This window comes from Tenacibaculum bernardetii, assembly GCF_029125915.1.
Classification (GTDB): Bacteria; Bacteroidota; Bacteroidia; order Flavobacteriales; family Flavobacteriaceae; genus Polaribacter; species Polaribacter bernardetii.
The window spans coordinates 205,483-216,743 of sequence record NZ_JAQJCU010000002.1 but is presented as its reverse complement, the minus strand read 5'-3'; the positions used below and the strand labels follow the sequence as shown (position 1 = coordinate 216,743).

General features: G+C 30.0%; 15 protein-coding genes and 1 tRNA gene. 8 read left to right on the top strand and 8 right to left on the bottom strand.

The features are described 5' to 3' along the window. Window positions 1–119: 119 nt before the first annotated feature. Window positions 120–914, bottom strand: a complete 795-nt coding sequence (locus P2G10_RS02665) for a universal stress protein (protein ID WP_275315096.1) — start codon at window positions 912–914, stop codon at window positions 120–122. A 130-nt stretch (window positions 915–1,044) separates the two neighbouring features. Between P2G10_RS02665 and P2G10_RS02660 the strand changes: the two genes are divergently transcribed. The 4 genes from P2G10_RS02660 (at window position 1,045) to P2G10_RS02645 (ending at window position 3,904) form a co-directional block, all read left to right on the top strand. Next, on the top strand, window positions 1,045–2,379 hold the full coding sequence (locus tag P2G10_RS02660; protein ID WP_275315095.1) for an MATE family efflux transporter: 1,335 nt from the start codon (window positions 1,045–1,047) through the stop codon (window positions 2,377–2,379). Between the two features lie 23 nt (window positions 2,380–2,402). Next, a complete protein-coding gene (locus P2G10_RS02655) occupies window positions 2,403–3,170 on the top strand; it encodes an enoyl-CoA hydratase/isomerase family protein (protein WP_275315094.1) in 768 nt (255 codons plus the stop codon). 21 nt (window positions 3,171–3,191) lie between these two features. After that, on the top strand, window positions 3,192–3,347 hold the full coding sequence (locus tag P2G10_RS02650) for a hypothetical protein (protein WP_218771788.1): 156 nt from the start codon (window positions 3,192–3,194) through the stop codon (window positions 3,345–3,347). Between the two features lie 107 nt (window positions 3,348–3,454). After that, the gene (locus P2G10_RS02645; protein WP_218771787.1) at window positions 3,455–3,904 is read left to right on the top strand and encodes a 6-pyruvoyl trahydropterin synthase family protein; all 450 of its coding nucleotides are present in this window, start codon (window positions 3,455–3,457) and stop codon (window positions 3,902–3,904) included. A 71-nt stretch (window positions 3,905–3,975) separates the two neighbouring features. On the opposite strand, the gene pth is transcribed toward P2G10_RS02645, so the two are convergent. The 3 genes from pth to P2G10_RS02630 form a co-directional block, all read right to left on the bottom strand. Further along, window positions 3,976–4,542 (bottom strand): aminoacyl-tRNA hydrolase, encoded by a 567-nt coding sequence (gene pth, locus P2G10_RS02640; protein ID WP_218771786.1) that lies wholly within the window; start codon window positions 4,540–4,542, stop codon window positions 3,976–3,978. Between the two features lie 131 nt (window positions 4,543–4,673). Next, entirely contained in the window at window positions 4,674–5,270 is a 597-nt protein-coding gene (locus tag P2G10_RS02635) for a 50S ribosomal protein L25/general stress protein Ctc (RefSeq protein WP_218771785.1), read from the bottom strand. Between the two features lie 24 nt (window positions 5,271–5,294). Continuing rightward, window positions 5,295–6,236, bottom strand: a complete 942-nt coding sequence (locus P2G10_RS02630) for a ribose-phosphate pyrophosphokinase (RefSeq protein ID WP_218771784.1) — start codon at window positions 6,234–6,236, stop codon at window positions 5,295–5,297. Window positions 6,237–6,358: 122 nt separating this feature from the next. Between P2G10_RS02630 and P2G10_RS02625 the strand changes: the two genes are divergently transcribed. Next, window positions 6,359–6,440: transfer RNA gene (locus tag P2G10_RS02625), tRNA-Leu, on the top strand. A gap of 100 nt (window positions 6,441–6,540) precedes the next feature. Here P2G10_RS02625 and P2G10_RS02620 read toward each other — a convergent pair. The 4 genes from P2G10_RS02620 to P2G10_RS02605 all read right to left on the bottom strand — a co-directional run bounded on the left by P2G10_RS02620 (window position 6,541) and on the right by P2G10_RS02605 (window position 8,682). Continuing rightward, entirely contained in the window at window positions 6,541–6,789 is a 249-nt protein-coding gene (locus P2G10_RS02620) for a hypothetical protein (protein ID WP_218771783.1), read from the bottom strand. Beyond that, a complete protein-coding gene (locus P2G10_RS02615) occupies window positions 6,779–7,153 on the bottom strand; it encodes a hypothetical protein (protein WP_218771782.1) in 375 nt (124 codons plus the stop codon). Before P2G10_RS02615 ends, P2G10_RS02620 begins: the two co-directional genes overlap by 11 nt. A 155-nt stretch (window positions 7,154–7,308) precedes the next feature. Then, window positions 7,309–7,503, bottom strand: coding sequence for a hypothetical protein (locus P2G10_RS02610; protein WP_275315093.1), 195 nt, complete (start codon window positions 7,501–7,503; stop codon window positions 7,309–7,311). 348 nt (window positions 7,504–7,851) lie between these two features. Next, window positions 7,852–8,682 carry a universal stress protein gene (locus tag P2G10_RS02605; RefSeq protein ID WP_218771780.1) on the bottom strand — a complete coding sequence of 277 codons (831 nt, stop codon included), beginning with the start codon at window positions 8,680–8,682 and terminating at the stop codon, window positions 7,852–7,854. Between the two features lie 266 nt (window positions 8,683–8,948). Here P2G10_RS02605 and P2G10_RS02600 point away from each other — a divergent pair, with 266 nt between their 5' ends. From P2G10_RS02600 to rimK, 3 genes are all read left to right on the top strand, one after another. Beyond that, the gene (locus P2G10_RS02600) at window positions 8,949–9,287 is read left to right on the top strand and encodes a mechanosensitive ion channel domain-containing protein (RefSeq protein WP_255554368.1); all 339 of its coding nucleotides are present in this window, start codon (window positions 8,949–8,951) and stop codon (window positions 9,285–9,287) included. A gap of 93 nt (window positions 9,288–9,380) precedes the next feature. Beyond that, complete coding sequence (locus P2G10_RS02595; protein WP_218771778.1) at window positions 9,381–9,794, top strand: VOC family protein; 414 nt, start codon at window positions 9,381–9,383, stop codon at window positions 9,792–9,794. Window positions 9,795–9,850: 56 nt separating this feature from the next. Further along, window positions 9,851–11,221: a 30S ribosomal protein S6--L-glutamate ligase gene (rimK, locus tag P2G10_RS02590; protein ID WP_218771777.1), complete on the top strand. Its 1,371-nt coding sequence runs from the start codon at window positions 9,851–9,853 to the stop codon at window positions 11,219–11,221. The last annotated feature ends 40 nt before the right edge of the window (window positions 11,222–11,261 follow it).

Here is an 11,261-nt window from a genome sequence, read left to right as displayed (position 1 = left end):
TAAATTTCCGTCAACCTGAATTTATTTCAGGTTCTCACACAAATTGGTTATCGGTATGATTTAATTCTGAAACAAGTTCAGAATGACGGTTTAAAAAATCTCTAAACAGTTTGTTAATGTTATAACTTCCCTCTTAAAACTAAAACAGGAATATTACAATGAAATTCCTTTTTTTGAATTGAGTTTTTTTCCCATAGTTTTTGAAAAAAACCTCGTTTTCTTCTAAAAACACATAATAAATCAGGATTATGAGATTGAAAATGCTCTAAAACTCCTAGAAAAGTAGTTGCGTTTTCTGTAACTGTTAAATTATTTTGGCCTCTTTTTAATTCGCTATCTAAAACTAAATCTTCTTCGGTATAATCAGGTGTTTTTACCAACAATAAATTAGATGAAGCAACAAAAGTTTCTAAAATTTTATGCAACGGATCTAATACATTTTTTTTATTCATAACCCCCGATTTAAAAGCTGTTAATACATTTTTTATAGGTATGAATTTATAACCTTCAGGAACAACTAGCATAGGAATGTCAGTTTGTTTTAAAACACTACCAGATGTATTACCTAAAAACATTTCTTCTTTAATAGAATTACTTTTAGGTCCCATAATAATTAAATCGATATTTAATTCTCTGTTTATAGAAGTAATACTTTCTAACACATTTCCTTTAGCAGAAATCATTTTTATAGTTACATTTTTTCTATCAACAGCATTAATCATTGTGCGTAAATATAAATTGGTTTCTCGCTGCATGGTGTCATCCGCATTTACAAACGTACCCGCTTTAGATAATACTTTATAAGCGCGCATTACAAATACTTTTGCATTCACAGCTTCAGCAAAATCTATGGCATATTGCAAGGTGTTTATTGAGTTGTCTGTTGAGTCAATAGGAACTAATAGATGTTTCATAAAATGTTTTTAGTAGTTTTAAAGTGTTGATATGGTTAGTAATATACAAAGATATTTAAAATACGTTAATTTAAGTAATTTGCTTCTTTATGTACTATAATAGCTGTTCTTTTGCTGATAATAAAAAAGTATGAGTTACGATATAAGTTTTAAAAGAATAAATAAACTAGCTTTTCCGGCTTTAATAGCAGGAGTTGCTGAGCCTTTATTATCTACGACAGATTTGGCAATTGTAGGAAATATTGATTTCAATGCTACAGAAAGTATTGCTGCAATCGGAATTGTAGGTGCTTTTTTATCGATGCTTATTTGGGTTTTCGGGCAAGCTCGTAGCGGAATTTCGTCTATCATTTCACAATATGTTGGGGCAAATAAATTAGAGGAGGTTAAAAATTTACCAGCACAAGCTATTGTTATAATATTAATTACTAGTTTAATTATTTTAGGAATCAGTTATCCGTTTACGAAAGAAATATTCCAGTTTTACAATGCTTCAGGTACTATTTTAGAATATGCGATTGAATATTACAAAATACGTGTTTTTGGTTTTCCGTTTACGCTATTTGTAATTGCTGTTTTTGGTACTTTTAGAGGTTTACAAAACACCTATTACCCGATGTTAATTGCCATTATTGGTACTGGTGTAAATATAATATTTGATGTTGTTTTGGTATACGGTATTGATGGTTATATCCCCGCAATGAATATTACAGGAGCTGCCTATGCAAGTGTAATTGCACAAGTTGTTATGGCACTTATTTCTGGATATTTATTAGTAACAAAAACCGAAATTTCACTAAAACTAAAATTGCCTTTTAACAAAGAAATTCCGAGGTTTATAAACATGATTTTAAACCTATTTGTGCGTACAATCGCTTTAAATACAGCATTGTATTTTGCGACTTCTTATGCTGCTTCTTACGGAAAAGAATATATCGCCGCTTATACAATCGGACTTAATTTATGGTTAATGGGCGCCTTTATGATTGATGGTTATTCATCCGCAGGAAATATATTATCAGGAAAATTATTAGGCGCAAAGGATTATACGAATTTGGTTAAATTAGGTAATAAGCTTATTATTTATGGTTTTGCATTTGGTAGTTTTTTGGCACTTGTAGGATTCGGTTTTTATAATTTTATAGGAAATATTTTTACGCAAGAACAAGAGGTGTTAACAGAGTTTTATAATACGTTTTGGATTATTTTAGTAATGCAGCCAATTTGTTCGATAGCCTTTATTTATGACGGAATGTTTAAGGGAATGGGAGAAATGAAATATTTAAGAAATGTATTATTACTTTCAACAGGATTAGTTTTTATTCCGGTTTTATTATTTTTTGATTCGGTAGACTATAAATTGCATGCTATTTGGATAGCTTTTTTTGCTTGGATAATTGCTCGTGGAGTACCCTTAATTTTTAAATTTAGAAATACGTTTTTATCACGCTCACAAAAAGTGTAATTTTGAAATTAAAATAATTAAGTATGACTACAACAAGAGAAAACGGAAGCTTATATACGCATATAGATAATAAAATAGCAACTATAGAATTCGGGCATCCGGCAAGTAATTCGTTTCCGAGCGAGTTATTAGCACGTTTAGCAAATGAATTTGATAAATTATCAGCCAATGAAGGTGTGGCTATTGTGGTGTTAAAATCAGAAGGAGGTCGCGCTTTTTGTGCAGGTGCTTCTTTTGATGAACTCGTTGCAATTGATAATTTAGAAGATGGAAAACAATTCTTTTCGGGTTTTGCAAACGTGCTAAATGCAATGCGTCGTTGTTCTAAATTAATTGTAGGTCGTGTGCAAGGAAAAACTGTTGGAGGCGGCGTTGGTTTAGCAGCAGCTTGTGATTACGTATTGGCAACAGAGCATGCTTCTATTAAACTATCTGAGTTTACAATAGGTATTGGTCCGTTTGTAATTGCGCCTGCCGTAGAGCGTAAAATTAGCGTGAGTGGTTTGGCGGAATTAACATTAGATGCTTCTAATTGGAAAAATGCTTATTGGGCAAAAGAGAAAGGCTTATATGCTCGTGTTTTTGATTCAATTACCGATTTAGATAATGAGTTAGTAATTTTCACTGAAAAATTGGCTTCTTATAATCCAGAAGCATTATCAGAAATGAAAAGTGCATTGTGGAAAGGAACTGAACACTGGCAAGAATTATTAATAGAAAGAGCCGAAACGTCGGGTAAGTTAGTATTATCTGACTTCACTAAAAAAGCATTGGCAAAGTTCAAAAAATAAAAATCTTTTTTAAGTAAACAGATGGAAGAAACAGAAAGTTATAAAATAGGATATGAATTAGGTGGATGGATCTATCATAATCCGATATTATCAATAGCCGTAGGAGTAGTTATTTCTATAGGTTTCGTATGGTTATTAACAAAAATTGCAAAACAAATTCGTACTTTTGGCGAATAAAAAACGTAAATTATGGGTGGAGATTATTTATTTGCCATTTTAGCAGCAGGAGTAGCAATTGTATATTTTTACAATAAATACAGAGGTAATAAAAAACACAAAAGATAGTGAGTAATATTAGAATCACAAAGCAATTTAGTTTCGAAACAGGCCATGCTTTATATGGTTATGATGGTAAATGTAAAAATGTTCACGGTCATAGTTATAAGCTTTCTGTAACTGTAATGGGGCAACCTATTACTGATAACTCGAATGTGAAATACGGAATGGTAATTGATTTTACAGATTTAAAGAAAATTGTAAAAGAAGAGATTGTTGATGTTTTTGATCATGCTACCGTATTTAATAAAAACACACCTCATATTGAGTTGGCTAAAGAATTAAAGGAAAGGGATCATCATGTTATTTTGGTAGATTATCAACCAACAAGTGAAATGATGGTGATTGATTTTGCTGCAAAAATTAAAAACAGACTTCCAGAAAACATTAAGCTCCATGCTATAAAACTACAAGAAACTGATACAAGTTTTGCAGAGTGGTTTGCAAGTGATAATTAGTATTTGAAAAGAATAAAATAAAAAAACTCAGCGTTAAATTAATGCTGAGCCTTTTATGTTTTTATAAAGAATTACTTTCCGTTAAACTCATTCATTGTATTTGCCATTCCGGCTGTAATAAAAGAAGTAATAGCGTTAATAGAAGTTGGTATGCGTTCAATCATTTCGCTTTCTTCATCTTTGTTCCATTCGCCTAATACATAATCTACTTGACGACCTCTGCCATAATCAGCACCAACACCAAAACGAAAACGAGGATACGCACCGGTGTTAAATTTATCTTGAATATCTTTTAATCCGTTATGTCCGCCAGAACTACCTTTTGGTTTTATACGTAGTTTTCCGAAATCAATATTTAAATCATCGGTAATTACCAATAAGTTTTCAACCTGAATATTTTCTTGTTGCATCCAATACATTACCGCTTTACCACTTAAATTCATATAAGTATTAGGTTTTAAAACGATTACTGTTTTTCCTTTGATCTTTAACTTGGCAATATCACCTAGTTTTTCAGTTTCAAAACTAGCATCATGCTCTTTTACAAAGGCATCCACTATTTTAAAACCTATATTATGACGTGTATTATCATATTTATCACCAATATTACCTAAACCTACAATTAAAAATTTTTTCATTGAATGTTGCGCTGTGTCTGTTGAGTGTATTTTAATTATTTTAAAAAAAAAGGTATTAAAACCTAATATTACAAAAATAAAAAAAAGCGTTACACAAAGGTAACGCTTTTATAAAAATGCAGTATAATTTCTTATGCTTCTGCAGTAGCTTCAGCATCGTCTCCTTCTGCTGCTGCTTTCGCTGCGTTACGAGACATACGTACTTGAGCAACTACTGTGTTGTCTGGGTGTAATAAAGCGTAGTTATCATTTCTTAACTCAGTAACATATAATTTATTACCAATTTCTAATCTAGTAATATTAGCTTCAATAAAGTCAGGTAAGTTAGCTGGTAAAGCTTTTACTCTTAACTTACGTAAGTTGTGACGTAAAGCCCCACCTAACATAATACCTTTTGCAGTACCTACTAAATGTACAGGGATTTCCATAGTAACCTCTTTGTCTTCAAAGATTTGGTAGAAATCTACATGTAAAATTCTGTCTGTTACCGGGTGAAATTGGATGTCTTGTAAAACAGCACTGTATTTTGTTCCGTTTAATTCAATCGTAGCAGTAAATACATCTGGAGTAAATACTAAAGGCTTGAATGATTTTTCTTCTGCTGAGAAGTGTACTGCCTCTTTTCCTCCGTATAATACGCAAGGAACCTTTCCAGCATTACGTAAGGCTTTAGTTGCTTTTTTACCTACGCTTTCTCTTTGTGATCCGTTGATTGTAATTGATTTCATTACTTCTTTATTTATTAAATTTATTTACATTAAAAATTGTCCGCTAATAGATGTATTGTCATGAACTTTATGCATCACATCAGCGAATAAAGTGGCGCAAGTTACCACTTTTATTTTAGATACACTCTTTTTTAAAGGAATTGTATCTGAAACGATTAACTCTGTTAATTGAGAATTCTGAATTCTCTCATAGGCATCTCCAGAAAGGATTGGGTGTGTACAAATTGCACGAACGCTTAACGCGCCTCTTTCTATCATTAAGTTAGCAGCTTTAGTAAGTGTTCCTCCTGTATCAATCATGTCATCAACAAGAATTACGTTTTTACCTTCTACATCACCAATTAACTCCATATGAGAAATTAGATTGGCCTTTTCACGCTGCTTATAACAAATTACTACATCGCTTTCTAAATATTTAGAGTATGCGTATGCTCTTTTAGAGCCTCCCATGTCAGGAGAAGCAATTGTTATGTTTTCTAGGTTTAAGCTTTTTATGTATGGCAGAAAAATAGTAGAAGCAAATAAATGATCTACAGGTTTTTCAAAGAAACCTTGTATTTGATCAGCATGTAAATCCATGGTCATAATTCTTGTGGCACCTGCGGTTTCTAATAACTTAGCTACTAATTTAGCACCAATAGCCACACGAGGTTTGTCTTTTCTGTCTTGCCGAGCCCATCCAAAATAAGGCATAACAGCTGTAATATGTCTTGCTGAAGCACGCTTAGCAGCGTCGCACATTAATAGCATTTCCATTAAATTATCTGCTGAAGGAAATGTTGATCCGATAAGAAAAACTCTTCGACCTCTTACTGATTCTTCAAAAGCTGGCTGAAACTCACCATCACTAAAATGTGTTGTTTCTATATTACCAAGTGCTACTCCGTATTCTTTGGCAATTTTTTCAGCAAGGTCAGTACTTTGAGAACAAGCAAAAATTTTTGGTATTAATTGATTTTCAGGCATTTAAAAAAATGTATTTATAGTTAGTGTTGTTGTTACAGCAAAAGTAAAACTATTTTAAGAGTTTAAAACTTATTTTTAAACGAATTAATTAAAATATTTTATAGATTTGCACACTACTTAATGCTCGAGTGGCGGAATTGGTAGACGCGCTGGATTCAAAATCCAGTTCTTTCGAGAGTGCGGGTTCGATTCCCGCCTCGAGTACACAAAGGAAAACCTCAACTTTATAGTTGAGGTTTTTTAATAACTTAAAAACTGGATTTATAAATTTGAATAAAAAAAGCAAGAATTTTTTCTTGCTTTTTTAGCCATCTACAGTTTTTTTATTTCCAAATCTTATAACATCTAAAACGTTGTCATATTTTGGAGAAAAAAAGAAATCTTCAAGTATTGTTTTAATATCTCTTTTCTCTGAAGTATTATTTTGCACTTCTAGGGGGGCAGGTGCATTTTGTAGAACTTTGGTTTTATAAGTTTCTTGGTAAGAGTTTATAAAATCAATAAATGTGTTCTCAAAATTATAATTAGTTAAACTAATCTCATTATAGCTCATTATTTAAATCTTGTTTGTACTTATTTAAAAGTGTCCTAGTAAGCGCTAAATTCGCTTTTTTAGAATCAACAGCTAAATAAACAAAATACTCACCGCTAGGAGAGATATTAATGATATGTATTTGAGTTTCTAGATTAAAATGAATATCAGTTAATTGTTCATTTAAGCCTAAAGATTTCATAGCTTTACGTTTTGCATTAATAATTTCTACATTATATGCACATGCTAAGGCAGGGTCAAAACCACTTAAAGCAGAATCTGATATAAGTGATTCACCGGATGCCATTTCAGCAACGCTGATTCCTATATATCCTGAGATATTTTCTTTTACATTAGTTACCAATTTGTCTAAAATTTCTTGCATTTTTTGTTTGTTTTATAGTTAGTAGTTAAATTCTTTTTTCAAAATAAGTTCAAGCAATCCTATGTTTATGTTTTTATCAGATAAGAAACATAATATATATTCATTATGTTTAATAATTAGAATGTTTTCATTGTCAGATTTAAGTATAATCTCTTTCAGGTTCGTTTTAAAATAATTACTAAAAAAGAGTGATTACTCATATTAAATATAGTGGCTTTAAACACTGTTATTTTGTCTTGTAAATCACCCAAATTATTTTCTTTAGGGTAAAAATCAATAGTTTCTCCGTTATCTTTTAAAAGGAAAATTGCTTTTGACTTTGTTTCTTCTAATAGTTTTTCTAGCTCCAATTTTTTTCTCTATTTATTGAGAGAAATCAAAGTTATGGCATAGTTAATAATGATATATTGAACAATAATATTAAATCATAGCACAATATTGTTTTATACCTATTTTTCTTTAAGGAAAATGCAATTGCATAATTGTTATTGAAGATGAGTATTTTAGCTTTTTTTAGGGTTTTAGCCGTTTAAAGCCATTTTTTGTAAAAAATATTAACATATGATTATATATGCTTTTTTTTTAAATTTTAATTAAGACGCAATAAAAATAAAAAAACGCTACAAGTTTTTTTTTACTCATTAATATTGTTGATCAGTGGAGGAAAAAGCAGGAAGTTTTTTTAATGATTAAGTCATTTATAGCTCTGGCAAAATTAATAAAGGAATTTTACTGTGAAAAGCAGATTTTTTAATCACATTTTCTTCTAATAGGCGATTAAAAAAATTATGTTTATGATTTATTAAAACTAATAATTCGCTATCAGTTTCTTTTATATAATTTTCTAAAGTTGTAGTTTCAGAATCATCCCAATCTATTTTTTTATATTCTACGCCTAAGTCTTTAAAAATTTCTCTTAACTGTACTTTGTGTGCTTTTTGTTTACTATTTAAGGTGTATTCTTCAGAAAGGTTTATAACTTCAATCGGGCAATCTTTTAAAATACTTAATTGAAGTAACGATTTTAATTCTTTATTATTAAAAGGTCTTTTATAATTTGTTGAAAATACTATTTGATGTAATAATTTGTATTTGTAGTCGGTTGGGACCATTAATATTGGGCAGTTATTAATAGTGTTAATAATTTTCATAGTATTTGTGCCAATAAAAGTTTCTTTTAAACTTTTGGCTCCTTTTGTACCAGAGATTATCAAATCTATTTTTTTTTCAGAAACAACCTCTTTAATTGCTTTTATTAACGAAGTTGAGTTAATTATAAATTGATATTCGAAATTTTCCGTTTCTTTATTAAGAATGTCAATTAAGTACTTTGATTCTTCTTCAATCTCATTGTCCATTTCATTAAACCATTCTTCACTTTTTTCAGAACTTAATAAATGCGGCTTTTCAGCGATATAAACATCTAATAAGTAAATACAAATATCTAAGCCTTTAAAAAGTTTTTTAGTATAGTTTAAAGCATTAATAGCTTCTTCAGAAAAATTATATGGAATTAATATATTCTTCATAACAAGTTGATTAGAGTTGGTTTATCAAATGTAATTTTTTTTAAAATAAAATCAATTATAAAAAAAAATAAAAACATAATTTTGCAATTAAAACAATAATGAGTAATTTTTTATTGAACAAATACATTCTGCTATTAATATTACTAATAATGCTTTCTGTGTTAGTTATTTTTACTAAAAAAATAACTAAAAGTTATGTAATTAAAAATGCTATAGAGCCGCATAGAAGAAAAATAATACTTAACCTTTTTTACTTAATTTATTATGTGTTTGCATTTTTTTTAGTTCTTATAATTTTAGGAATAGAATTTAAGCAAATAGGTGTTTTTGCATCTTCTATTTTAGCAGTGTTAGGTGTTGGTTTTTTTGCACAATGGTCTATCTTATCTAACTTAACAGCTAGTGTAATTTTGTTTTTTTACCATCCAATGCGTATCGGTGATACTATAAAAATTATAGACAAAGAATATGATTTAACAGGTGAAGTAAAAAACATTACTGGTTTTTATGTGATGTTATATATTCCTGAGGGAAATAGAAAAATAACAATACCAAATACAGTAATACTTTATAAAAGTATTGAGTTAATACAAAATCAAAAATAATTTGTATTTTTCGAAATAAGTCTACTTCTTAGTAAATAGCTAAAATAGTATATTTATAAAACAGAAAGAGTATCCAAAAAAAAGCTTAAAATTATGGCATCTATATTCCACTTATCGCTTCCTTGTTTAAACATTAAGGAAACTAAAAAATTTTATACCGAAGATTTAGGTTTAAACTGTGGTAGGGAAACCAGTGATTGGTTAGATATAAATTTATTTAACAACCAATTGACATATGTTTTAGTAGAAAAATTTAATTTCGAATCACCTAATTATACTTTTGATAAAGATGTTTTACCATCTTTTCACTTCGGGGTTGTTTTAGATGCTGAGGAATGGGAAAAAATGCATGACAGAATTAACCATTGGTCGTCAGAAACTATTATCACAAAAACATTCTTAAAAGATAAAAACGGTGAACATGTTTCTTTTTTTGTGAAAGACCCTAACGGTTATACAATAGAGTTTAAAAGTTTTATTGAAGAGAATGAAATGTTTATGCTATAAATCGGTTAGCTTGCAGAAGAATAAATTTAACCTTTACATTAAATAAAAATATAATATTGAATAATTTAAAAATAATAGGAAGTGAAGAATGGTGTTCGTTTAAATCTTTCAGTATACCAGCCATAAAAGCTAGAGTAGATTCTGGTGCAAAAACATCATCAATACAAGCTAATAATATCACTAGGTTTTTAAAAGATACTGAAGAGTGGGTGCGTTTTGATGTTAATCCATTGCAAGAAAATAGAAGTATTAGTATAACATGCGAATCTAAAATTCATTCAAAACGTTCAATAAAAAGTTCAACAGGTATTTCAGAACCACGTATTGTAATAAAAACACCTATAACTATAGGTGCAGAAACTTTTGAGATTGAATTAACGCTTGCTAACAGAGATTCTATGGAGTTTAGAATGTTGTTGGGGCGTGAAGCACTGTCAAACGGTTACTTAGTAAATGCTTCAGAAACGTATTTATCAGGAACTTTTAGTGAAGAAGATTTAGATGAAAAATATGCGACTTTTAAGAAAGAAAAAACAGGTTTAAAAATAGCTTTATTAGCAAGTAATCCAAATCTTTTTAGCAATAAGCGTATCATGGAAGCTGGTCGTTTAAGAGGTCATGAAATGGTATTTCTTAATGTGCAACAAGCATACATGAAATTTGATGCTAAAGAGCCTCAAATACGTTACCGTGGTGGAAATATTATAGATGAGTTTGATGCTATTATACCTCGTATTAAGCCTTCTGTTACTTTTTATGCCTGTGCTTTAATAAGGCAGTTTGATGCTATGGGAACTTATTGTTTAAATTCTGCAGATGCAATTAATCAATCAAGAGATAAACTGTTGGCTACACAGCTGTTTGCTAAAAACGATATACAAGTTCCTATTACAGGTTTTGCGAACTCTCCTTTAGATACAAAAGATCTTATTAAAATGGTAAACGGAGCGCCATTAATAATTAAGTTATTAGAAAGTACCCAAGGTAAAGGTGTAGTTTTAGCAGAAACAACTAAGGCAGCAGAAAGTGTAATTAATGCTTTTAAAAGTGTTAAAACAAACATTCTTGTTCAAGAATTTATTAAGGAAGCTAACGGACAAGATATACGTTGTTTTGTGGTAAATGGTAAAGTAGTGGCGTCAATGCAAAGGCAAGCTGAAAAAGGTGAGTTTAGGGCAAACATACACCAAGGAGGTTCTGCATCTAAAATAAAAATAACATCTGATGAACGAAAGTTAGCAATTAAAGCGGCTAAAATTTTAGACCTGCCAGTTGCTGGTGTAGATATTATTCGCTCTAATAAAGGCCCGTTATTATTAGAGGTAAATTCTTCTCCTGGCTTAGAAGGTATTGAAGGAGCAACAGGTTTAGATATTGCAAATATTATGATTGAAGCCATCGAAAAGAAGCTTAAAGCTAAAAAATAATTACTTCATGTAAATCGCTCATTTTACATAAAATGAGCGA